The organism is Winogradskyella marincola, assembly GCF_029624125.1.
GTDB classification, from domain to species: domain Bacteria; phylum Bacteroidota; class Bacteroidia; order Flavobacteriales; family Flavobacteriaceae; genus Winogradskyella; species Winogradskyella marincola.
Genome location: NZ_JARSBN010000007.1, coordinates 177,175 through 201,959 on the forward strand (window position 1 = coordinate 177,175; position 24,785 = coordinate 201,959).

The 24,785-nt window shown below is 33.2% G+C and carries 23 protein-coding genes; 10 read left to right on the plus strand and 13 right to left on the minus strand.

Features of this window, described 5'->3' with window-relative positions; translation table 11 throughout:
• Positions 1 to 6: 6 nt before the first annotated feature.
• The 4 genes from uppS to P7122_RS13165 form a co-directional block, all read right to left on the minus strand.
• The gene (gene uppS / locus P7122_RS13150; protein WP_278006288.1) at positions 7 to 750 is read right to left on the minus strand and encodes an undecaprenyl pyrophosphate synthase; all 744 of its coding nucleotides are present in this window, start codon (positions 748 to 750) and stop codon (positions 7 to 9) included.
• A 1-nt stretch (position 751) separates the two neighbouring features.
• Positions 752 to 1,441: a type IX secretion system protein PorG gene (gene porG / locus P7122_RS13155; protein WP_278006264.1), complete on the minus strand. Its 690-nt coding sequence runs from the start codon at positions 1,439 to 1,441 to the stop codon at positions 752 to 754.
• A 112-nt stretch (positions 1,442 to 1,553) separates the two neighbouring features.
• Positions 1,554 to 2,432 (minus strand): NAD kinase, encoded by an 879-nt coding sequence (locus tag P7122_RS13160; protein ID WP_278006289.1) that lies wholly within the window; start codon positions 2,430 to 2,432, stop codon positions 1,554 to 1,556.
• A 2-nt stretch (positions 2,433 to 2,434) separates the two neighbouring features.
• Entirely contained in the window at positions 2,435 to 3,091 is a 657-nt protein-coding gene (locus tag P7122_RS13165; RefSeq protein ID WP_278006265.1) for a CBS domain-containing protein, read from the minus strand.
• Positions 3,092 to 3,182: 91 nt separating this feature from the next.
• Between P7122_RS13165 and P7122_RS13170 the strand changes: the two genes are divergently transcribed.
• From P7122_RS13170 to clpX, 6 genes are all read left to right on the plus strand, one after another.
• The gene (locus P7122_RS13170) at positions 3,183 to 3,896 is read left to right on the plus strand and encodes a pyridoxine 5'-phosphate synthase (RefSeq protein WP_278006266.1); all 714 of its coding nucleotides are present in this window, start codon (positions 3,183 to 3,185) and stop codon (positions 3,894 to 3,896) included.
• The gene (locus P7122_RS13175; protein ID WP_278006267.1) at positions 3,893 to 4,657 is read left to right on the plus strand and encodes an alpha/beta fold hydrolase; all 765 of its coding nucleotides are present in this window, start codon (positions 3,893 to 3,895) and stop codon (positions 4,655 to 4,657) included. The genes P7122_RS13170 and P7122_RS13175 overlap by 4 nt, the downstream gene beginning before the upstream one ends.
• A 23-nt stretch (positions 4,658 to 4,680) precedes the next feature.
• Positions 4,681 to 5,031 (plus strand): phage holin family protein, encoded by a 351-nt coding sequence (locus P7122_RS13180; RefSeq protein ID WP_278006268.1) that lies wholly within the window; start codon positions 4,681 to 4,683, stop codon positions 5,029 to 5,031.
• Positions 5,032 to 5,107: 76 nt separating this feature from the next.
• Positions 5,108 to 6,430, plus strand: coding sequence for a trigger factor (gene tig, locus P7122_RS13185; protein WP_278006269.1), 1,323 nt, complete (start codon positions 5,108 to 5,110; stop codon positions 6,428 to 6,430).
• 86 nt (positions 6,431 to 6,516) lie between these two features.
• The gene (gene clpP / locus P7122_RS13190; RefSeq protein WP_278006270.1) at positions 6,517 to 7,191 is read left to right on the plus strand and encodes an ATP-dependent Clp endopeptidase proteolytic subunit ClpP; all 675 of its coding nucleotides are present in this window, start codon (positions 6,517 to 6,519) and stop codon (positions 7,189 to 7,191) included.
• A 50-nt stretch (positions 7,192 to 7,241) separates the two neighbouring features.
• On the plus strand, positions 7,242 to 8,471 hold the full coding sequence (clpX, locus tag P7122_RS13195) for an ATP-dependent Clp protease ATP-binding subunit ClpX (protein WP_278006271.1): 1,230 nt from the start codon (positions 7,242 to 7,244) through the stop codon (positions 8,469 to 8,471).
• A gap of 264 nt (positions 8,472 to 8,735) precedes the next feature.
• Here the strand turns inward: clpX and P7122_RS13200 are convergent, their stop codons facing one another.
• The gene (locus P7122_RS13200) at positions 8,736 to 10,256 is read right to left on the minus strand and encodes a GH3 auxin-responsive promoter family protein (RefSeq protein WP_278006272.1); all 1,521 of its coding nucleotides are present in this window, start codon (positions 10,254 to 10,256) and stop codon (positions 8,736 to 8,738) included.
• A gap of 112 nt (positions 10,257 to 10,368) precedes the next feature.
• Between P7122_RS13200 and P7122_RS13205 the strand changes: the two genes are divergently transcribed.
• Entirely contained in the window at positions 10,369 to 11,163 is a 795-nt protein-coding gene (locus tag P7122_RS13205; protein WP_278006273.1) for a DUF2797 domain-containing protein, read from the plus strand.
• Between the two features lie 275 nt (positions 11,164 to 11,438).
• Here the strand turns inward: P7122_RS13205 and rpsU are convergent, their stop codons facing one another.
• The 4 genes from rpsU to P7122_RS13225 form a co-directional block, all read right to left on the minus strand.
• Complete coding sequence (gene rpsU, locus P7122_RS13210; protein WP_073083018.1) at positions 11,439 to 11,633, minus strand: 30S ribosomal protein S21; 195 nt, start codon at positions 11,631 to 11,633, stop codon at positions 11,439 to 11,441.
• Between the two features lie 163 nt (positions 11,634 to 11,796).
• A complete protein-coding gene (locus P7122_RS13215; protein ID WP_278006274.1) occupies positions 11,797 to 12,660 on the minus strand; it encodes a sigma-70 family RNA polymerase sigma factor in 864 nt (287 codons plus the stop codon).
• Positions 12,661 to 12,773: 113 nt separating this feature from the next.
• Entirely contained in the window at positions 12,774 to 15,434 is a 2,661-nt protein-coding gene (locus tag P7122_RS13220) for an AsmA family protein (protein ID WP_278006275.1), read from the minus strand.
• Positions 15,435 to 15,530: 96 nt separating this feature from the next.
• Complete coding sequence (locus P7122_RS13225; protein ID WP_278006276.1) at positions 15,531 to 16,235, minus strand: queuosine precursor transporter; 705 nt, start codon at positions 16,233 to 16,235, stop codon at positions 15,531 to 15,533.
• A gap of 71 nt (positions 16,236 to 16,306) precedes the next feature.
• On the opposite strand from P7122_RS13225, the gene folK reads away from it, so the two are divergent.
• The gene (gene folK, locus P7122_RS13230) at positions 16,307 to 17,434 is read left to right on the plus strand and encodes a 2-amino-4-hydroxy-6-hydroxymethyldihydropteridine diphosphokinase (protein WP_278006277.1); all 1,128 of its coding nucleotides are present in this window, start codon (positions 16,307 to 16,309) and stop codon (positions 17,432 to 17,434) included.
• Positions 17,435 to 17,479: 45 nt separating this feature from the next.
• Here folK and P7122_RS13235 read toward each other — a convergent pair whose 3' ends face one another.
• The 3 genes from P7122_RS13235 to P7122_RS13245 all read right to left on the minus strand — a co-directional run bounded on the left by P7122_RS13235 (position 17,480) and on the right by P7122_RS13245 (position 21,207).
• Entirely contained in the window at positions 17,480 to 18,136 is a 657-nt protein-coding gene (locus P7122_RS13235) for a class I SAM-dependent methyltransferase (protein ID WP_278006278.1), read from the minus strand.
• Complete coding sequence (locus P7122_RS13240) at positions 18,136 to 18,870, minus strand: LytR/AlgR family response regulator transcription factor (RefSeq protein ID WP_138434997.1); 735 nt, start codon at positions 18,868 to 18,870, stop codon at positions 18,136 to 18,138. The genes P7122_RS13235 and P7122_RS13240 overlap by 1 nt, the downstream gene beginning before the upstream one ends.
• Positions 18,871 to 19,032: 162 nt before the next feature.
• Complete coding sequence (locus tag P7122_RS13245; RefSeq protein WP_278006279.1) at positions 19,033 to 21,207, minus strand: histidine kinase; 2,175 nt, start codon at positions 21,205 to 21,207, stop codon at positions 19,033 to 19,035.
• 213 nt (positions 21,208 to 21,420) lie between these two features.
• On the opposite strand from P7122_RS13245, the gene P7122_RS13250 reads away from it, so the two are divergent.
• Together P7122_RS13250 and P7122_RS13255 are read left to right on the plus strand one after the other, a co-directional pair.
• Entirely contained in the window at positions 21,421 to 22,452 is a 1,032-nt protein-coding gene (locus tag P7122_RS13250; protein WP_278006280.1) for an SIMPL domain-containing protein, read from the plus strand.
• 5 nt (positions 22,453 to 22,457) lie between these two features.
• Positions 22,458 to 23,624 (plus strand): vWA domain-containing protein, encoded by a 1,167-nt coding sequence (locus P7122_RS13255; protein WP_278006281.1) that lies wholly within the window; start codon positions 22,458 to 22,460, stop codon positions 23,622 to 23,624.
• A gap of 49 nt (positions 23,625 to 23,673) precedes the next feature.
• On the opposite strand, the gene P7122_RS13260 is transcribed toward P7122_RS13255, so the two are convergent.
• Positions 23,674 to 24,687 carry a PorP/SprF family type IX secretion system membrane protein gene (locus P7122_RS13260; protein WP_278006282.1) on the minus strand — a complete coding sequence of 338 codons (1,014 nt, stop codon included), beginning with the start codon at positions 24,685 to 24,687 and terminating at the stop codon, positions 23,674 to 23,676.
• Between the last annotated feature and the right edge of the window lie 98 nt (positions 24,688 to 24,785).

Sequence of the window (24,785 nt, forward strand, 5' to 3'; positions counted from 1 at the left end):
ACTTTTTTATGAGGTAAGTTGTTCGCTTGTTTTTCCAAATCTTCGTTCTCTATTTTGATAATTTATAAGCGCTTCATACAAATGTTCCTTGTTGAAATCTGGCCATAAAATATCCGTAAAATATAATTCAGCATAGGCAATTTGCCAGAGTAAAAAATTACTAATTCGTTGCTCACCACTAGTGCGAATTAACAAGTCTACGTCTGGTAAATTTTGCGTGTAAAGATGCTTATTTATAATTGATTCATCAATACTTTCTGAAGAAATTATATTATTTTTAACTTTAACTGACAATTCTTTAATAACATTAACAATTTCTTCACGAGAACCATAGCTTAACGCCAAAGTTAATGTCATATTCGTATTGTTTTTTGTCTTTTCTATAACATCTAGCAACTCCTGATGTGCTTTTTTTGGCAAATCATTAAGACAACCTATTGCTAGTAATCTAATGTTATTGTCTTGTAAGGTCTTTATTTCTTTCTTGAGTGATTTTACCAAAAGCTTCATAAGTGTTTGCACTTCTAGCTTTGGTCTATTCCAGTTCTCTGTAGAAAAAGCATAAAGGGTTAAGTTTTTTATACCCAATTCTGCACTTGCTTCAACAGTTTGCCTAACAGCTTTAGTGCCATTTTCGTGACCTATAACACGTATTAACCCTTGTTGTTTAGCCCAACGACCATTACCATCCATGATTATAGCTACATGGTTAGGAAGTTTCTGTTTATTTACTTTTTCTTTTAGACTCATCTTAAAAATTACAATAGCATGGTCTTCTACCAAAGGTGTAAGTTAAGGTAATTCCTGAAAATACATACCAATCATTACTATTTGTGTTACCAAAACTAAATTGTTCTCTAAATTCATTATCTGGCACACTTCCGTCTAGCTCATCAGAAAATGTATATCTTACTCCAATCTCACCTGCTAACACTAGGTGATTGCTTATGTTAGTTTTATAACCTAAGACCATAGGTATACCATAAGCCCAACTGCTTGTATCTTCTGAAGTATACTGACCATTTTGGGTGAAATAATAATTATCGTGATTAGCCACAGATATACCTGTATATAAATATGGTGTTCCTTTTACTCCACTTGTATGCAAATCGAAATCCCAAAACGTAAATTCCATTCCGGCAGATATTTCTAAAATGCTTGTATTAAACTTATAGCCTCTTTGTATTCTTCTCGGATCATCTGATTTTCCATCAACACCTTCTAAATCTGAAAAAATTACAGACAATCTATATGAATGTCTTGGACTTCTATTCCACTTAAAAATGCCGCCAACAGCAAGCTGATTTGGTGATATGTAATTTGTAGCACCTACGTCTCCAATAAAATTACTTCCACCAGCAAACACACCAATCTCATAAATTTGAGCATTAGTGTTTTGCATAAAAAATACACTTGTAAAAATTAGGAATAAATACCTCATAAATTTTTCAAAGTTTGCAAATATAATAATTATGATTAGCCTATTACAATTTGACACAAATTGTCTTAGAGATAAACAGCATTTACAAGCTTTTATTGTATATAAACGAGGCTTAATTACGTCGATCTTCCCCCCAAAGTAGCTTTTTTCTAAGCGTATCTAAAAAGGTTTCTTCTAATCGCTCAACCATCTTTATTACAAAACTTGCTCTTTGTATTGTTACGATTGTTGTGTTAGGTAATGTTACAATTCTAGAATCTAAAGACATTAAAAACTGATCTTCTCTACCATCAACCTTAAAAGTTACCATTGTTTTATCTGGTATTATTAAAGGACGAGCACTTAAATTATGTGGCGCTATTGGAGTTAAGGCAAAATTATTAGTCTCTGGTGTAATTACAGGACCTCCGCAACTTAAAGAATACCCTGTAGAACCCGTTGGTGTAGATAATATAAGTCCGTCTGCCCAATACGATGTTAGGTACTCACCATCCAGATGAGTTTCTACGGTAATCATAGAAGTTGTATTCTTTCTACTTAAGGCAATTTCATTGAGCGCAAAGTTGGTCTCACCAATAACATTGCTATCTGGCTTTGTACTAACACTGAGCAATGTACGCTCAGATATTTTGTATTTACCATTAAAAATTTCGGTAAGTGCAGACTCTATTTCATCGGTTCGTATTGTAGCCAAAAAACCTAATCTCCCAGTATTAATACCAACTATAGGAATGCCCAAATCTCTCACATAAGTAATAGCCCTTAATATTGTTCCATCACCTCCTATACTTATCAATAAATCAAAACTATTATCAAGCTCACTAAACTTTCTAATAGCAGAACTTTGCTGCATTTCAACGCTCTGCTGCTTTAAAAAATCTGACTCAACATAAACACCGACCTTATTATCTAGCAAAACATCTAGGAGGATTTCAAAAGCTTTTTGTGTAGAATCTTTAGCGTAATTCTGACCGTAAACCGCAATTTTCATCATTACATATTAAGGTATTTGTCTAAATACTGCGAACGCTCTTTTAGACTTTCTATATAAGAATCTTCTTCATGACCAGATACAATATTATAACTGTAACGTCTAAATGTCTGAATTACCTCATTAAGGCTTGTATTACCAATCTTCAACGTAATTTGAACCAAATCTGAACCCATTTTAGACACAAATGCACCTAATAACTTAGCATCATTAGATTCTACAATCTGGCTTATTTCGCTAAAAGAGTAGTCATGAATTCCTTTTTCTACAACAAGAATACCACCTGGCTCAGCAAAGAATGGAGTTTCGTTAAATAAATGAATTATATCATTAAGTTCATAATACCCAATGTATGTATTTTTTTGATCTAAAACTGGCATAATATTAGAGTCGTTCTGCGCAAAGGCCTCTAACACATCAAGCCAATTGGTTGTTGGCCTCACAAAAAAACCTTCGATAGTATGACTACAATCGCTTATGGGCTTATCGCTCTCAAAACAATGTGCATCATTCTCAGAAATGCAGCCGACATACACACTTTCATTCTGAATAGGTATATGAGAATAAGTTAACTGATTAAAAAGCATTTGCAAATCACCTATTTTATCTGTGATTTTTAATGGCTTTATATCGTTTATAACAAAATCTTGTAACTGCATATTTGTAGTTTGAATATCTTGCAAATTAATCAAAAATAACTACAAAAACCCAAGATGAGTTCTGTATTTTTGTTGTTTAAAACTTAAACAAATGACAAAATTAAGTGTTAACATTAACAAGATTGCAACACTAAGAAATAGTCGTGGTGGAGATGCACCAAATGTAGTGCAATTTGCAAAAGATGCTCAACGCTTTGGTGCAGAAGGCATAACTGTTCATCCAAGACCAGATGAAAGACACATTCGTTATCAAGATGTTTTCGATTTAAAATCTGAAGTTACTACAGAATTTAATATTGAAGGTAACCCAATACCTAAGTTTATCGACATGGTTTTAGAAGTAAAACCAACACAAGTAACTTTGGTACCAGACGCAGAAGATGCCATAACATCTAATGCAGGTTGGGATACCGTAAAACACAAAGATTTTTTAATTGATGTTATTAAAGAGTTTAAAAACAATGGCATCAGAACTTCAATTTTTGTAGATCCAGATTTACATCAAATTGAAGGCGCTAAAGAAACAGGAACAGACAGAATTGAACTCTACACCGAAGCTTACGCTCACCAGTTTAGTTTAGGCAACAAAGATGGTATAAAACCTTACATGGAATGCGCTGGCTTAGCCAATACATTAGGTCTTGGCATTAATGCTGGCCATGACCTTTCACTAGATAATATCAAATATTTTAAAGAAAATATCACTGGCCTTTTAGAAGTTTCTATTGGTCATGCTCTTATATCTGAAAGTTTGTATCTGGGTGCAAAAAATGTTATTAAAATGTATTTAGACAAACTAAAATGATTTTACACTCTAATATTATAGGCGAAGGGAAACCGTTTGTAATTCTTCATGGTTTTTTAGGCATGGGAGATAACTGGAAAACCCTAGCCAAACAATTTTCAGAATCTAACTACCAAGTGTATTTGGTAGACCAACGCAATCATGGTCGTAGTTTTCACTCAGAAGACTTTGACTATGAGTTAATGGCTGAAGATTTAAAAGCGTATTGCAAGGAGCATAACCTCAACGATATTGTTTTACTTGGCCACTCTATGGGCGGAAAAACAGCCATGCTTTTTGCCGCTTTATTTCCTGAGTTGGTAAGCAAACTTATCGTTGCCGACATATCTCCTCGTTACTACCCAGTACATCACGACGCCATTTTAGAAGGCTTAAGTAAACTAGACTTTTCTGAAATAAAAACCCGAGGAGAAGCAGACAAAGCATTAAGCAACTATGTAAAAGACGCAGGTACTCGTATGTTCTTACTTAAGAATTTGTATTGGGTAGAAAAAGGGCAATTAGGGCTTAGAATTAACTTACCCGTTTTAAAAAATAATGTTTCTGAAGTAGGAGAAGCATTTCCAATACATGCTACTTTCAATAAAGACACATTATTTCTTCGAGGAGATAAATCTGAATATATTGGCGAGCAAGATGAAGCCATAATTCATCGTCATTTTCCAAATTCAGAAATTGTTACCATTAAAAATGCAGGTCATTGGTTGCATGCAGAAAATCCAGAAGATTTTTATGAAGCTGTGATTAATTTCTTATATTAAGTGAACTAAAAAAACTTAATTGTATGAATCTTTTAATAAGACTTTTAATCAATGCTCTAGCAGTTTTCATAATAGCTCATCTTTTAGGAGGTGTTGAAGTAAATGGCTATGTAGGTGCCATTATCGTAGCATTGGTTTTGGCTATTCTTAATCTCTTTGTAAAGCCAATTTTAATAATTTTCACATTACCTGTTACCATTTTAACCTTAGGACTATTCCTTTTGGTTATTAATGCTCTGATTATTCTTTTAGCAGACAAATTAATTGATGGATTTGGCGTTAATGGATTTTGGACTGCCTTAATTTTCAGTATTCTATTATCCATTCTGCAATCCATCTTACACACCATTTTTAAAGAGCCAAAAAACGACTAAAAACCAATTGTTTAAACTATTGTAGGGTTGTGAAAAATGTTGTATTTTTGCAGCCCAATTTTAGTTACTAAGCATAATGAATATTACAAGAGAAAACATCGACGCATTAAATGCAGTTGTAAAAGTAGATATCGCAAAAGAAGATTATAGCGATAAAGTTGAGAAAATCTTATCAGATTACCGTAAGTCTGCTAACATTCCTGGATTTAGAAAAGGCCACGTTCCTATGAGCTTGGTTAAAAAACAATACGGTAAAGCTGTATTAGTTGATGAGGTAAACAAATTACTTCAAGATGCTATAGGAAAGTATTTAGTTGAAGAAAAATTAGACGTTTTAGGTAACCCATTACCAAAACCACAAGACGATCTAGACTGGGATGCTGATGCTTTTTCTTTTGAGTTTGAATTAGGTTTAGCACCAGAATTTGACGTAAAGTTAAAAGGCAAAAAAGCTATAACTCACTACAACATTGTTGCAGATGACAAAATGATTGACAACCAAGTTGAGCACATCCAAAAACAATATGGTAAGTTAGTATCTCAAACCGAAGTAACTAAAGATTCTGAAATCACTGGAAAATTCTCTAACGAAGAAGAAGGTATTGAGAACGTTGCAACTATTACTTTAGATAAATTAAAAGGAAAAACAAACCCTAAGAAGTTTATCGGAGCTAAAGTTGGTGATGTTATTAAATTAAAAACCAAAGGTCTTTTTAACGACGACCACGATTTAATGACGTTCTTAAAAGTATCTCACGATGATGCTCACGGACTAGACGTTAAAGTAAACTTTGAAGTTTCTGAGATAAACGAAAGAGAGCTTGCAGACTTAGACCAAGAATTATTTGATAAGCTTTTTGGCCCTAAAGCAGTAACTTCTGTAACTGAGTTAAAAGACAAGATTAAGGAAGATTCTGAAAAGCAATTTGCACAACAAGGTGACCAAAAATTATTAAACGATGTTACTGAGTACTTACTAGAAAGCACATCGTTTGACCTTCCTGTAGAATTCCTTCAAAAATGGATGCAAACAGCAGGTGAAGAACCAATGACAGAAGAGCAAGCTAAAGAAGAGTATGAAAAGTCTGAAAAAAGCATGCGCTACCAACTTATAGAAGGAAAATTAATCACAGACCACAACTTACAAGTTCAATTTGAAGAATTGAAAGCTTATGCTATGGAAATGATTAAAGGTCAGATGGCACAATTTGGTCAATTAAACCCTTCAGAAAAAGAATTAGAAGATATAGCAGCTCGTATAATGTCTAACCAAGACGAGGTAAAACGTCTGTCTGAGCAGCTAATGAGCCAAAAATTATTAAACTTATATAAGACTGAAGCTAATATCAAAACAAAAGAAATCACTTACGATGATTTTGTAAAAGAATTCTACAGCTAAGTTTAATTAATAAAATTAGTATCTTTAAGGCGTAGAACTGAAAAGTTTTACGCTTTTTTTTTAATCGAAAAACAAATTGAAATTAAATGAATTACGGAAAAGAATTTGAAAAGTTCGCTATAAAAGACCAAGGAATTAATAGTAACTACTACGATAAGATTATTTCTAGTATGTACCCAACTAATCTAACTCCAAACATTATTGAAGAGCGCCAATTAAACGCCATTGCTATGGACGTTTTCTCTCGTTTAATGATGGATCGTATTATATTTTTAGGCACAGGAGTTAACGATCAGGTTGCTAACATTATCCAGGCTCAGTTATTATTCTTACAAAGCACAGATGCTTCAAAAGATATTCAAATATATATTAACTCACCAGGCGGATCTGTATATGCTGGTTTAGGCATTTACGACACCATGCAATTTGTAAAACCAGATGTAGCAACAATATGTACTGGTATTGCAGCTTCTATGGCAGCCGTGTTATTATGTGCTGGAGAAAAAGGAAAACGTTCTGCATTAAAGCACTCTCGTGTTATGATACACCAACCAATGAGTGGTACACAAGGACAAGTATCTGACATGGAAATAGCTGTACGCGAAACAATAAAAGTAAAAGAAGAACTCTATAATATTATATCTAGCCACTCAGGTAAATCTTACGAACAAGTGGAAAAAGACTCTGACAGAGATTACTGGATGAAATCTAGTGAAGCTTTAGAGTACGGAATGATTGATGAAGTTTTAGAACGCAAGTAATCTAAATATCTTACGACTAAAAACTCCCCTAAACAAGAAGAATAAAGATTATGGCAAAAGAAGAATTAGAATGTTCATTCTGTGGTAGGAAAAAGCCAGAAACTAATTTATTAATTGCAGGATTAGATGCTCACATCTGTGACCGATGTATAGAACAAGCTCATGGCATTGTTATAGAAGAGTCTAAACAAACAGGCAGCTCAGAACTAAGCGCTGAGTTAATGCTTAGAAAACCTAAAGAAATTAAAGCCTTTTTAGACGAATACATCATAGGACAAGAATTTACCAAGCGCGTTATGTCTGTAGCGGTTTACAATCACTACAAGCGTTTATTACAACCTCCTTCTGATGATGATATCGAAATACAAAAGAGCAACATTATTATGGTTGGTCAAACAGGTACAGGAAAAACCTTAATGGCCAAAACCGTTGCACGTATGCTTAATGTTCCTTTAGCTATTGTAGACGCAACTGTATTAACAGAAGCAGGTTATGTTGGTGAAGATGTAGAAAGCATATTAACACGTTTACTACAAGCTGCAGACTACAATTTAGAGAAAGCACAGCGTGGTATCGTTTTTATAGATGAAATTGATAAGATTGCTCGTAAAAGCGATAATCCATCAATAACAAGAGATGTATCTGGTGAAGGTGTACAGCAAGCACTTTTAAAGCTTTTAGAAGGAACCGTTGTTAATGTTCCGCCAAAAGGTGGTCGTAAGCATCCAGACCAAAAGTTTATAGAAGTTAATACTGAGCATATCTTATTTATTGCAGGTGGTGCTTTTGATGGTATAGAGCGTGTAATTACTAAGCGTCTTAACATGCAAGCCATTGGTTATAGCTCCATAAAAGATGATAATGTAGATGACGACAACATCCTTCAATATATTATTCCAAAGGATTTAAAAGACTTTGGATTAATTCCTGAAATTATTGGTCGTTTACCTGTATTAACACACATGGATCCGTTAGATGCTAACACATTAAGAGCAATATTAACAGAACCTAAAAATGCCATTATCAAACAATACAAAAAGTTGTTTGCTATGGATGAGGTTGAATTTTCTATTACAGACGGAGCATTAGACTATATCGTAGAAAAAGCTATAGAATACAAACTTGGTGCTCGTGGTTTACGTTCACTATGCGAAGAAATATTAACCGAAGCCATGTTTGATTTACCAGGCTCTGGCGAAACAAAACTAAATGTAACTAAGGCTTACGCAGAAGACAGATTAAACAAATCTACTTTGAAGAAGTTAAAGGCTGTGTCTTAATCACTAAAAAGAGCTATAAAAAAAGAAACCACAATTTTAAAATTGTGGTTTTTTTTATTGTTGGGATTGATTAATAAATATTGCAGGCAATATGTTATATGTAAAATTAATTAGGGTATAAATAAATAGCACATTTATTTACTGCTAATATAGTGTCATCATTCGAAGTGAAAATCTTTTTGTCAAGATTTTGGTTAAAGTCGTTTTAAAACTCGTTGTATGAAAATTACATGATAATTTTAACGATGAACGACAACACGATAATTAAACCTGCTTATTTAATTGCAATAACTCTTCTATATAATCTCTAGAATTTGATAAACGAGGTACTTTATGCTGACCTCCAAGCTTATCGTTTTCCTTTAACCAATCGTAAAACAAGTTGGTACGTGCACAATGAATTGTTGGCTTATTTAAAGTCATATTATTATAGCGCTTAGCTTCATAATCAGAGTTGAGTGCTTTTAGAGCATTATCAAATAACTCTTCAAAATAAGACATGTTTTTTGGCGGTGTTTTAAACTCTATAATCCACTCATGTGCTCCTTTTTCCCTTCCACTCATAAAAATTGGAGCTGCAGTATAATCTACAATTTCTGCTTCAGTTCTTTTACAAACTTTTTTTAGTGCATCTTCTGCATTTTCAATTATAAGTTCTTCTCCAAAAGCGTTGATATGATGCTTCGTTCTACCAGATACTTTAATTCTGTGTGGCTTTAAGCTCACAAATCGTATCGTATCGCCTATTTGATAACGCCAGAGACCTGCATTAGTTGTTATAACAACAGCATAATTTTTTCCTAATTCTACGTCACTTAGCGGAATCACTTTTTGCTCCTTAGTACCGTAGGTATCCATTGGTATAAACTCATAGAAAATGCCATAATCCAACATCAATAGTAGGTCACCTGAATAGTTCTGATCTTGAATCGCAAAGAACCCTTCTGAGGCATTATAAATTTCGTAATATTTAAAATCCTTCTTTGGTAAGATAGATCTATACTGCTCTATGTAAGGATTAAAACTTACTCCTCCATGAAAGTAAACTTCGAGGTTGGGCCAAATATCAAAAAGACTATCTTTTCCTGTTTTATCTAATACGCTATTCAATAATACCAACATCCAAGACGGCACACCTGCTAAGCTTGTAACATTTTCCTCTATGGTTTCTTCTACAATGGCTTGCATTTTGGTTTCCCACTCACTCATTAAAGACACCTTACTACTTGGCGTACTACTAAACTCTGCCCAAAACGGCATATTATCTATTAATATAGCACTTAAATCTCCAAAAACAGTTCCGTTTTCCTTATAAAGTTCCTTGCTTCCACCTAAGCGAAGACTTTTACCTGTAAAGAGTTGTGCGTTTTCATTATTATTAAGATACATGCACAGCAAGTCCTTACTCGCTGCATAATGACAGTCTTCCAAAGATTCCGTACTTACAGGAATAAACTTGCTTTTAGAATTGGTTGTTCCACTAGATTTTGCAAACCATTTTATTGGTCGTGGCCAAAAAATATTCTGTTCGCCTTGTCTAGAGCGCTCAATTAAAGGTTGTACATCTTCATAGCTCACAACAGGCAAACGCTCAGTAAACTCTTTATAGGCCTTTATTGAAGCAAAATCATACTGCTTCCCTATTTCGGTATCTTTTGCAAACTTTAAAAGACTAAATAGTAATTCGTTTTGTACCTCATTAGGATATTTTAAAAACAGATCTATCTGATGAAATCGCTTTTTTAAAAACCAGGAAGCTATAGAATTTACAATAGGAATTGGCATGGATTGGTTATCTTTACTCGCAAAGCGAGATTTTTTTCATTTAAATAAACTTAAAGCTTTTTATACAAACTTTATAAAAAGGCTTAATGGCTAAAAATAATAAATTTCTTTTATGATTTACACAGGTGTCCTTACTAAAATGCAGACCGAGTTTTTAGAACCTATTCAATACTATTTGGTGTTTGAGAATGATTTTATTCACATGAATCAACTCATCAACAAAACTCTTGAAATGAAGCACACTGGATATCAATGTTTAAGTTGTGGACTAAACAAGCTTATTTACAGACAAGGCTTTTGTAAGAGTTGTTTTTTTGACAAGCCTGTTGCTGGCGATTGGATAATGCGCCCAGAACTTAGTACAGCGCATCTAGATAAAGAAGACAGAGATTTAGAATATGAAAAAAAGGTACAGCTACAACCGCATATTGTATACCTTGCTAATTCTAGCAATGTTAAGGTTGGTGTTACCAGAAAAAGTCAGGTTCCGACACGTTGGATAGATCAAGGCGCTCACGAAGCTATTGAGATTGTTGAAGTCCCAAATCGCTATTTGGCTGGCATTACTGAGGTCGCTTTAAAAGATCATGTTGCAGACAAAACCAATTGGCGTAAAATGCTGAGAAATGATAATGTCGATGAAGACTTAACCGAATGGAGGCAACGATTAAAAACTTATATTCCTGACGACGTTAAAGATTATTTTATAGAAAATAACGCTGAGACGCACCTCAACTTTCCTGTGGAACATTATCCTGAAAAACCTAAAAGCTTAAACTTAAAAAAACAGGTTACGTATACTGGAAAATTAGTTGGTATCAAAGGACAGTACCTCATTTTTGAAGATGATACCGTATTTAACGTAAGAGCAAATGAAGGGCTTGTTGTTGACTTAACTGTTTTGTAAAATCAGAAAACTATGAAAATAAAACTACCATACATTCTATTGTCAGCGTTTTTGATTATTGCCATAATATCAAACGTTAACGACTCTAACGTTGACTATAATCTCATGACTACTTATGACAAATTGAAAGCATTTTTTGTCTTGTGTACCTTAAGCATTTACCTAATTCTTGGCATAAAATCTGTAATTAAGCCTAAGTAAAAACTTAAACACAAAAAGAGCAACATTACAAAATGTTGCCCTTTTTAATATCTTAAAAATAAAAAGCTAGAGACCTAGATGTTTTCAGCGTCTCTTAAACCTTGAATATATTCTGCCTTTTGAATCTCTCTTCTTCTCTTAACAGATGGTTTAGTGAAATAACGAGACTCTCTTAAGTTTTGCATAATCTGTACATTTCTGTGCTTACGCTTGTAACGCTTAAGAGCTCTTTCTATATTCTCTCCTTCTTTAATTTCGATTTTAATCATCTATCGCTAGTTTTTTATTATCTATATCTTGCAAATGGTCGGCAAATATAGGCCAACTATTTGAAAATAAAAAATTATTTTTCTCAATAATTGAGAAATTGTTGTTTAATTCTTTTTTAAGGGTGTAAAAGCCTCTTATTTTAATGTAAAACAAGGGTTTAAATTAACCCAAATATGTTTTTAATATTTTACTCTTACTAGCGTGACGCAATCTTCTAATACCCTTTTCTCTAATTTGTCTTACACGTTCTCTTGTAAGATCATAGATACTTCCTATTTCTTCTAAAGTCATTGGTGGCTGATTACCAATACCAAAGTTAAGACGAATAACATCACTTTCTTTTTGAGTTAATGTATCTAAGGCACGCTCTATTTCAGTATTAAGAGAAGCTTGCATTAAATCTTTATCTGGTCTTGGAGATTCACTCTCACTTACCACGTCGTATAAACTAAAAGTTTCTCCATCCTTAAGTGGTGCATCCATAGATAAATGACGACCAGAGTTTTTCATGGATTGTTTTACCTCTCTGGTACTAATATCTAGTTCTCTAGCGATCTCTTCAGCATTTGGTGGTCGTTGATGAACTTGCTCTAAATGAGAATAGGTTTTGTTAATTTTATTAATTGTACCAATCTTGTTTAGCGGTAAGCGTACAATACGAGATTGCTCAGCTAAAGCCTGAAGAATAGCTTGTCTGATCCACCAAACAGCATATGAAATAAATTTAAAACCTCTGGTTTCATCAAAACGCTTTGCGGCTTTTACCAAACCTGCATTACCTTCGTTTATTAAATCTGGAAGTTTTAATCCTTGATTTTGATATTGTTTTGCTACTGAAACTACAAATCTTAAGTTAGCCGTAGTTAGCTTATCTAAAGCCTCTTGATCACCTTTTTTTATGCGCTGCGCCAACTCTACCTCTTCATCTGCCGTTATTAAAGGAATCTTACTTATGTCTTGTAAATACTTGTCTAGGGATTTGTCTTCTCTGTTAGTTACCTGCTTGGTAATCTTAAGTTGCCTCATGTAGTTTCTAAAATTTTGTGAACCTATATTATAATCAAATAATCTAGATATACAAGGATTTTGAGGAATAATTAACAGAAAACAAGCAAAAAAGACTTCATATTGACAAAAAATCAGTCCTTTTTAGTAGAATCTTGAGTGTTTTTATCGTTTTTCTTCTTTTTACCATTTAGAATTCCACCCAAAACATTACCTACACCTTCTTTTATAGCATCTTTATGATCTTTCTTAGTACTATCTGTTTTTACTGTGGTTGAATCGGTTTTTGTACTATTATTTCCACCTAAAACATTACCCAAAAGATCGTTGATTTTATCTTTACCCTTACCGACTAGTTTCTGTTTTTGAATTTCTACTAACTGCTTCGTTAAACTAGACACACCACTTGTTAAGTCTGTTGAAATAGACGGACTAGAAAAGGTACCACCAATATTTGCTGTTATAGGAATAGACACCTTATTAACCTCTGCATCATTAATTTGCCCTATTAATCGGTTAACATCACTACCCAAATATTTAGCTGGAACTTGCAATACAGCACTATAGCTCATTGCATTAGAAAAACTATGCGAACCCGAAACTTCAATTGGTATATCTTTATATTTTATCGTGAATGGTTTTACGCTAACCTGACCGTTTTCAAAACTCAATTTGGTTTTAATATCTTTTTGAAGCTGATTAAAGTCTATAAAATCTAACTTACTATCTAAACCAGACAATAAAGGACTTTTACTAACATCTACATTAGACGTTAATATTTCTGCTAAGGCATTACCAGAAATAGTAGTTAAGTCTGGTGAGAAGTTTTCATCTAAAAGACCACTTACATCAATTGTAGAATTTAATTTCCCTTGCACCACTTTTGCTATTGGTGCCAAGACCTGAAGCATCTCTAAATCTTTAAAAGATTGTGAAATATCAAATTGCTGCATTGCCAATTTCATATCAAATTTTGGCTTAGCTTCTTTTGTATTTACATTACCAGAAATACCTAACTGACCATTAAATAAATCTGTAGTCATATTACTTAAATTGGCATTTTGGTCTTTAATAGATAACTGCCCTTTTACATTCTTTAAATTCAGGTTATCGTAAATGACATTTTTAGCATTTGCTGTTATGGTACAATCCAAAAAGTCTGGAATTTTAAGCGATTCTGAATCTGAAGTTGTTTTGTTTGATGTTTCTGATGCAGACTCATCTTCTACCATAAAGTCTGAGATTGCAAACGTATTAGAATTTACATTAAAACTTCCTTGAAGCTTCTTGTCACTCAATAAAAACCCAAGAAGGTTATTAATAGTACCTGTTGCTGAAAAATCACTTTTACCTGTCTGTGCATCAAAACTATTAAGACTTACTGTACCAGGTTTAAAAGTAAGGTTAGCCTTATTTATTTGAATAGGATTTACAATATCTTCCGAGGAAAACACAAAACCTGTAACAGACACGCTACCATTATTCTTTATTCTCTGATATGCGTTGGTTTCAATAGCATCCATATCAAAAGATGTATTGAGTTTTCCTTTTAGTATTCCGCTTAACTGGTTTTCTAATTCTATAGGATATGCTTTGGTTATATTAGCCAAATTTAAAACTCCATCTAAGTTAGCACTCACCAACATATTACCTGTAAGATTTTTTATGTGAGCTTCAGATTTAAATACATCTTCATCTATCTTAAAATCTAACTGATCTAAATCTACATAGGTATCATCAGCATTTCCTGTTGTGTTCTTTACCGATGCATCAATCATAATATTCCTAACGCTTTTTGGTAAATCTGGATATTTAAATGATGCGTTATCAGACTTCATATTAATGTCTAATGTTGGTATAGTTTCTTCAGACACTAACCCTTTTATAACACCATTAACTGTAAAGTTTCCTGTGGTATTTACATTTTCAATATTCTTTGCATAAGATTCTGGTATTACTGCTAAAAAGTCTTTAAATGATGATTCCGGATTCTTAAACGTAATATCAATTTGCTGCCCTTCTTCAACCATTTGCACAAACCCTTCAAACTCTAATGGTAATGCATTAATAAAGCCTTTATTTTCTTTGAAAGTGTATTTATTTTGCTCTAAATCCATTCCGATTAAAGCATCTAATTTTATGCTGTTATTACTTAGATATTGCGTACTATCTACAGACATACTAATTTTTGCTTCTGTTTTGGTATCTAATTCTGAAACTTCACCAGAAAAAATACCTTTACCGTTATGATTAATTTCGGTAGCATATAAGCTGGTATTAGACCCTTCATCTATATAAGTAAAAGCACTATTATTCAATTCATAATTTTGAATATCGAAACTAAAGCCAGAAGATTGCTCTTCAGATTCAGATACTGTTGAAGCGTCTTCATCTTGTTTTACGATGTCGTAGTTTGTGGTTCCGTTTTTATTGGTTTTTAGCGTTAACAATAACTCATCTGCTATAATTTCGTTAACCACCAAAGGTTCATCAGAACCTTTAAACAATTCGCCAATCGGCATTTCAAAGGACAATGCTTTTGCTGTAGCTAATGTTTCACCTTTAAACGGAGCTCTATTTACAATTTTAAGATTCTCTACACTAACTTCTGCACTAGGAAAACTAGAAATTAGGCTTAAACTAACATCATCAAAACTTAGATCTGCATCTAAATTTTCATCTGCATAATTCTGAACAATAGCATCTATCTTAGACTCTAAAACAAATGGTACTGCTATAAGAATGGCAATAAATATTAGTAAAATGATTCCGACAATCTTTAAAAATTTCTTCATGGTTGTAGTGTATAGCTTTACTTATTATACGCAAAGTTGCGGAGAATAGTTGTGCTTTTAAGAAACTTTAGGAAGACTTTAATGATTTAATAACAGTTAGGTGAGATCAATTTCTTCATTAACCTTGAGTTTAAATCGTTTTCTAAAAAGGTAAACACCTAAATACAAAAATGGTGTATCTAAAAATGCCACTAAGACTTTAAACAAAAAACCACTAATTAATAATCCTTTAAAGCTAGACCATGGTAAAACTTCAAAATAGCAAAGTAAGCTTATAATAGACAAGGTATCTACAAACTGAGAAATCCATGTAGAGCAATTATTACGCAACCACAAATGCTTTCCCTTTGTGAGATTTTTCCAGAAGTGGTAAATCCGAATATCTATAAACTGAGCAAACAAGTACGCAAACATACTAGAACCCACAGCAATAATGGTTTTGCTAAATACAAATTTGAAGGTTTCGTCATTTAACGGAGAATTATCTAATGCTGGCACACTATCTGCCACCAAAATAATACCAACCGAGAACAAAGACGCAAAAATACCTGCTACTACAATATCATTAGCGCGCTTTTTCCCATATATCTCACTGATTAAATCGGTAATTAAAAATGTAATAGGATAAGGCAGGATACCTACCGAAATTTCGAATAATTTGCTACCAAAAACTTCAACATCTACAGGATACCAATAAAAAAACTTCTGAAAAATAAGATTAGAAACCACCAAAGAGGTTATAAAAAGACTTCCGAGTAAAAGATAGATGCGTTGGGCTAAAAGTTTGTCTTTTAATGACATTTAAAATGGTTAATAAATTGTTGTAGTAAAGATAAACTATTAATTTTTGTTTTAGTTATTTTGCTAATTCCATGACAGCAAGCAAATCCGTTTACATAGCATTAGGAAGTAACAAAGGTAACAAGTTAGAATACTTGCAATTGGCCATAGACGCTATCTTTGAAAAAGTTGGTGCAGTTCATAAAATCTCTAAAGTTTATGAAACTCCTGCTTTAGGTTTTGAAGGTGATAATTTTTACAATGCTTGCATTAAGATTGAAACCGAATTAAAACCAAAGAAACTTCTAAAAACGCTTAAGCAAATTGAATCCGATTTAGGAAGAACTGCTAAGCAATCGGATTCTTACGAGTCTCGAGAGATTGACCTGGATATTTTGTTTTATGAAGAAGAGGTTATTAATGAAAAGTCACTCATAATACCGCATCCTGCGATACATCTCCGAAAGTTTGTTTTAGAACCGCTATCTACTATTGCCAGAGATGTAAAGCATCCTGTTTTTAACAAAACAATTAGCGAATTATTAGATACTTGTAACGATAAATCTGAAATTGAAGCCATTAAAATCTGGCTAAAAAACCCAAAGAATAATTTTGATTTTGGCAACTACAATTTCATAGCTATTGAAGGTAATATTGGTGCAGGTAAAACCAGTTTATCTCATAAAATAGCGCAAGATTTTAATGCTAAATTGATTTTAGAGCGTTTTGCAGACAATCCGTTTTTACCAAAATTTTACAAAGAGCCAGAGCGCTATGCCTTTACGCTAGAAATGTCTTTTTTGGCAGATCGCTACCAACAAATTAGTGACGATTTATCGCAGCTAGACCTCTTTAAAGATTTTATGGTAAGCGATTACGACGTGCATAAATCACTGATATTTTCTAAAGTCACCTTAGCTGAAGATGAGTTTAGGTTGTACAGAAAATTGTTTTACCAAGTCTATAAAGATATTGCCAGACCAGATTTGTACGTTTACCTCTACCAAAATACCAAACGCCTCCAAGCCAATATAAAGAAGCGTGGTCGCAAATACGAAAGCGACATACAAGACGACTATCTTGAAAAAATCAACTCTGGTTATCTCAATTTCTTAAGAAACCAAACCGAGCTGAACGTAAAAATTATTGATATTTCTGATAAGGATTTTGTAAAAAACAGAGAAGACTACATGTGGCTACTAAGAGAAATTAGTGCTTAATATTCTGTCTTCCCAAACTCGTTTCAATATTTAGCCTATATAATTTTATAAGGTAAATAAAGTTGTGGTTATTCGACTTTTATTATCTAAAATAACCTCACTCAAAACATCGCATCCTTTAACTTTTAAACTAAAAGGCTCCGCCAACACATCTACTCCACTGTTATGTTTTAGTCGGTTTTGGCTGCTGGCAATAATATCTATGTTTGGTGTAAATTCTCCAACAGGAATATGCTCTGTTAGTATGAGATATTTATATACAGTTAGTTTCTCTAAAATTTGTTGAATCTCTCGATTAGATAAATGCTGAAGTACTTGCCTAATAATCACACAGTCTGCTTTTGGCAAATCATCCTTAGCTATATCCAGACATTTGAAGGTTAAATGATCTGCTTTAAATAACCGCTGGTTCCTCTCTATTAAACCTTCTACGATATCTATGGCAACATATGCTTTTGTAAATGGAACGAGAGCTTTACCAATATTAAAATCTCCACAACCCAAATCACAAACCGAAAGTTGACCTTTATGTGATTTAAAAAAATCGGTTACACTATCAATATAAGGTTGAATAATTTTGGAATCGTGAGAGCCTTCACCTGAGTAGAAATCTGAATCGTTTCCTCCCCAAAAATGCTGCTCATAAATCTGCTCCATAACCGCTTTGGTTGGCCATGGTGTTTTATGTTTTTTAGAGGTCATTATTTAAAATAAGCCAACAATTCCGCCTTTTTAGATGCAGATACCATAATTTCTTTACCGTTACTTAGAATGACGCTTCCTCCTTTTCCTTTCACATATTTCACCACTTCATTTACATTAACTAAATAGCTCTTATGAACTCTGGCGAAATTACCGTCTTTTAGACTTTCTTCAATATATTTTAAAGTCTTACTTACAAGCTTTTTCTTATTGTTATTTAGGTAGATTTCGGTATAGTTATCATCAGCTTTGCAATACATAATGTCTGCTGTTTCTATAACTTCAAAACCATCTTGTTGTGGTAAGGTTATTTTTCCATTAACAGCATTGGTTTTTGGTACTAAAACCTGGTCTTGTAGTGCTTCTTCTTTAGATTTTATTTCAGTAACATAGTCAACTGCTTTTATAAGTTCGTCTATAGAAATTGGCTTCATTAAGTAGTACGATGCATGCGCATTTAAGGCTTCAATAGCATAATGATTATAAGCTGTAACAAAAATGGTTTCAAAATCTATGTGACCAACTTTATCTAACAAATCGAACGCATTGCCATATGGCATTTCCACATCTAGAAAAACCACATCCAAATCGTTATTTCTAATCAGTACCAAAGCTTCTTCAACATTAGCAGCTTCACCTACAATTGAAATATTTGGGCAATATTTATTGAGATAATTTCGTAGAATAGCTCTGCTTGTTTCTTCGTCTTCTACTAGTATAGCGTTTAATTTCATCTGTTAATATTTATTTTTTTAATGGTCAGATGGAACATCCTATTATCATTTCACTTATTGATTGAAGATTAATCATGGATGTTTCATGTTTTTCTGAGTTGGAAGTAAGAAGAAAGAAGCACGAAGTTACTTCTAACTTCTTACGTCTAGCTTCAAACTTTATTAATCCTTCTTTAAAGTCACCACAACTTTGGTACCTGCATCTTCTTCAGTTTGTTGAAAATCTTCAATCGTTACATCAACCTTGTCTTTGTACATTTCGTTTAAAATTGCCACACGCTTCTTAATGTTGTTCATCCCTTTAGAATTCTGCTTTTTCTGATTCTCGGTCTTCATTTGTTTAGAGCGTGTTCTACCAATTCCATCATCTGAAATGGTAATTGTAATTTCGTCTTTTGATTTTGGTTTTATAGCAATATTTAAATGTCCTTTTTCTTTTTTGTAACGCAGACCATGCCATACTGCATTTTCGATATAAGGTTGCAGTAACATTGGTGGAATTTGAAATTCATCAACGTTTATAGTGCCATCTACATCTATAGAATACTCAAACTTATCTTGAAATCTAAAATGTTCGAGTTTAGTATACAATTGAAGCAATTCGATTTCTTTTTTTAATGGAATAAAATCTTCCTCACTATTCTCTAATACTGCACGCATTAACTGGGAAAAATCTGATAAATATTTATTTGCTGTACGCTCATCGTTGGTTGCAATAAAACTATTCACCGAGTTTAAGGCATTAAAAATAAAGTGCGGATTCATTTGACTACGCAGCGACTTTAATGCCAAAAGATTGTTAGCCAAACGCTGTTGCTTAATGTATTTGTACATTAAAAAACCTGTAATTAAGAGCAGCAACAATCCTCCAAGCAAGGAATAAATAATTAACTGTTGTCGTTTGTTGCGTTCTTGGGTAAGGTCATATTTGCTTTTAGACAGCGCTCTGTCGCTCTCTAAAGTGGTAATTCTGTTTTGCTGCTCTGCTAAGTTTCTGCTAAAACGTGCTACTTGGGACAGTTCTTGTATTTTTTTTGCATACAATTCATCAACCACACTTTTAAATTCATCTATAGCTTCTCTTCCTTTTTCATCCTCACCTAAACTATAATACACTTCAGATGCACGTCTTGTTGCATCTTTTTTAACTTCTAAATCCCCTTTTTTATCAGCCTCTTCAATACTTTTTTCAAAATAAGAAATAGCACTGTCTAAATCATTATTAAGTAAGTATGCGTTCCCTAATTTATAATTCTGCTTCTGAATAGTTAATGGACTCTCATTAGGCAACACAGAGTCTTTTTCTATGTCTTCTAATGTTTCAATCACATCTTTTCTTATTTGAATTTCACTATCATAATCACGATTTAAACTATTGAATTCGGCAACTTTTACCTGCTCTTCTACAGCGCGTTTCTTGTTCTCTTGTTGCGCTAATTTTAGTGAATTATTGTAGTAGCCTTTTGCCTTTGCCACTTCACCTTTTAGATTGTAGGCTTCGGCAATTTTAGAGTTTAAATCGGTAACCTTTGGCGCTATTAAATGTTTCTTGGCAATCTCTAATCCCTTTTCATAAGAACTTATAGCTTGTTGCGTATTTTTTAATTTTAAGTAAGCATCACCCAGACCTTCGTACAATACCGTTTTTTCGTAATTAGACAGATCCTTTTCATTGAGGCTTTTATATGTATCTACACTTTTTTGATACTCTTCATTCTTGGTATAAGCATCTGCCAATTTCAGTTTAGACGAGGCCATTTCAAAATTCTGAAGACTAACTTTGTAGGCAGATATAGCAAGGTCATACTGCTTCCAGTAAACATAAACATCTCCCAAAAGCTCGTGTGCTTCTGCGCTTTGCCTTGACGACACATCATAATTAAGCGCATCTCCAACAAATTTTATACTCTTTGCAGCATCTTTTTTTAAGTACGCGTCAGCCGAATCTATCATTTGGTTAAATTGCCTTATAACACCATCTGACCCAACACCTCTATAACGTCCTTTGTTTTGTTCTTCTACCAATATGGTAATTCGCTCATCACTTAAAACAGTGTAACGCACGGTTTCAAAATCGTTGTGCATTATGGTAAGTTCATCTCCTACTCTTGCCTTTACAACAAACTTTCCAAAAACATCTGTACGTGTATATCTACCATCATTTACTTGTATGCTTACATTGTCTATTGGCTCTCGCGTGTCTTTTAGATAAACCGAACCTCGTACTGTAAAAAAGGCTTCTTCCTTTTTAGTTTTGGTGTTATTGCTTTGCCCAAAACTTAAAAGTGTAAATAGGAAGAAAAATATAAGGCTGTATGTGTGTTTAATTTTTATCAAAATAAGGTATTAACAGGACTAACTTACATACTTTATTTGGTATCAAAAAATGGGCACTTCAATTTTATAGTCATTTGAGTAGAAAAATATAAGAGTTAACTCATTTAAGATTTTACTTCACTCATTAACCAGCCTTCTTCACTCATTCTGGATTTTTATTTCTCTTTTTTCAGCAGAGTTTTACTGTTCATTAATCAATAATATAAATTCAAAATGAAAAAAATCAATCTGGCATTTTTGCTTCTTTTTTTATGTGCTAATATTATAATTGCGCAGCACAAAGGCAATTACAACCAAATTACACAAGACATTTCTAGACAGAACATTTTAACTTCAGGAAATGCCAACATTTACAACCCAACAGTTCAACATCAGATGAACAAAACGCTCCATCCGAGTGATGTGCTTACTATAGACGTAAAAGCATTACAAAATGTGAGCGCTTCAACGTACACAGCTATTTTCAATTTGTCTCAAATTGGTGAAACTGCAGAATCTACTAATGCGCTTATGAAAGAGCGAATAGACAACATTAAAACCAGACTAAACGCTCTCGGAATTACCGAAAAAGACTTTGCTATTGATGTTATTTCCTTCGTACCTGTGTACGAGGTAGAAGTTACAAAAAAGCTATTCAGTAAAACATACACTGAAGTACCAAAAGGTTTTGAATTGCAACAGAACATTCATATTCAATTTACTAAAACCAGTCAATTTGAAGGCATTCTGGAAGCTTGTGCCAAAAGTGAAGTTTACAACTTAGTTAAGGTTGATTATTTTATTGAAAACATTCAGGAGGTTTATAAAAATCTTCAAAATCAATTATTGAAACTCATTGCAGAGAAAAAAGCATACTATACAACACTAGGCTTTGACATGGCTAACTACGACGTTAAAATTGCAGATGATAAGTACTGTTATTTTCCAAAAGATTTCTACCAAAGTTACCAAGCCTATAATAGTGTTTCTTTTGAAGCTTTAAAAACCAACAAGGGTGTTAGCAGCGCCAAAAAGCAAAGGTCTTATTATTACCAACCACTGACCTATGAACAGTATGATATTGTGGTAAACCCATCAATATTAGAACCTGTTGTTCAAATAGGAATGAATATAAAACTTTTCTACACACCAAAGCCTAAAGAGCAAAAGCCACAAACTGTTACAAAAACTGAAGTTGATCATAAATATTATGTGATTTCGCCTAATGGCACTATAGATGTAAAAGAATTAAACACAAAAAATTAATAAACATGAAAGCAATAACAAAACCATTTGTAGTAATGATGGGAATACTATCACTTACTGCTTGCAATGCAAATACAAAACAAAACCAGCAAGACCTCGCCATCAATCAAACAGTGATTGAAACGAATTTAAAAACCGACAAACCTGAAATTAAGGTCGCATTATTACTAGACACGAGTAATAGCATGGATGGTTTAATAGACCAAGCTAAGGCGCAATTATGGGAAATTGTAAATGAACTTTCTTATGCCAAATGCGAGGAGCAAAACCCTAATCTTAAAATTGCACTCTATGAATACGGTAATGATAATCTTAATGCAGATGAAGGGTATTTAAGACAAGTACTTGCTTTTAGTGATGATTTAGACGAAATATCAAAATCGCTTTTCTCTTTAACTACAAAAGGTGGTAATGAATACTGTGGTAAAGTTGTAAAAACAGCTTTAGATCAACTTAATTGGGGAGACAAGCAAGATGACTTAAAATTAATTTTTATCGCAGGAAATGAGCCTTATACGCAAGGTACAGTTAGTTACAAGGAAGCTTCTAAACTCGCACATCAAAAAGACGTTACAGTAAATACTATTTTTTGTGGTGACTATAACCAAGGGATTTCAGGTTTTTGGAAGGATGGAGCAGATCTTACACACGGAGATTATATGGCTATTAATCAAAACAAAGCCACTGTTCACATAGCATCTCCTTATGACGATAAGATTTTAGAACTCAATGAAAAACTAAACAAAACGTATGTCGCTTATGGATACTTAGGAAGACAAAAAATGGAAATGCAAGCCGAACAAGATCTTAATGCTATGAGTTATAACAAAGCTAATGCCGTAAGCAGAACTGTGAGTAAGAGTTCTAGACTCTATATGAATAGTTCTTGGGATTTAGTTGATGCAGAAAAAGAAGCTGATTTTTCTTATGAAGATTTAGATGAAAAACAATTACCTGAAGAATTAAAAGGAAAATCTAAAGATGAAATAAAATCTTATGTTGAAAAGAAAGGAGTTGAACGCGAAAAGCTTCAAAAAGAAATTGCCGAACTCAACATAAAGCGAAAATCATATATCGCTAAAAAATCTGACAATGAAACTAACGGATTAGAAAATGCTATGGTTAATGCCATAAAAACCCAAGCTAAAAACAAAAATTATGTCTGGGAATAAATAGGCAATAACAAAAAAAGGCTCGATTAAAAATCGAGCCTTTTTTGTTTTAGTTAATTGCAGGACAATTACACTCAAACTTCTCTCGTTTACAATTAAAGTTGTAACCTAAAGTTATTTGATGGAAACCACCTTTATTAAAGTTAACTGTATTTGCTTGATATGAATATGTGTAAGCAAACACAAAATTGTTATAATCTACACCAACAAAAGGTGTGAAATATTGTAGTTTTTGGCTACTTACTCCAGACCCATCTACAAACTCAGCACCATCTAAACTACGTCTGTAAGATAATCCACCCCAAACTTTACCAAAATCCATTTCTCGGTAAACTTTAGCATTAATATCTATTGAAGACTCTTCTGTAGCATCTCTATACATATACATTACAGAAGGCTCATAACTCCAATCACTTCCGTACTTGCTAAATGTATAACCTGTAGAAAACAAATACGTTCTTAAGTTTCTAAACTCCCACTGATCTCCATTACGGTTCCAGTTAATACCATCATTCTCTAAAATATTCTTTGCAGTAAAATGCGCATAAAAATCCAAGAAATGATAAGAAAAACCAGCATCAATATTAAAGTTAGTAGCTGTAGAGCTTGTTGCTAATGGATCAAATTCATCACCAGGCCCTAACCATGTACTTGCATCTACTTTATACTGTAAAAATCCAGCATTAATACCAAAAGATAACATGTTAAGATCTATCTCGTTTCTAGAAAACATTAAATGATACGCAAAAGTAGCATATCCACCCAATGTAGAATGATATCCATTAGAATCATTAAACAAAACACCACCTACTCCTACAGGTGTGTCCCCAACTCTACCGTTAATACTCAGTGTCTGTAGACTAGGCGCATCATCTACTCCAAACCATTGCTGTCTGGCTGTTAATCTAACCTTAGCACAATTAGCAACACCTGCCATAGAAGGATGTATTAGATAATAATTATCTGTTAAATAATCTGAATAAATTGGAACACCTTCCTGAGCAAAACTAAAATTTGCTGCTAAAACTGTAATTGCTACTAAACAAAACTTTTTTAATTTCATAATTTCTTTTATCGTTTCAAGGTAAAATGGGCTTTGAACTCTTTAATTTGGTTGGTAAGGGGTTCTTCGTATTCTACTGTAAACCAGTAGTCGCTAGA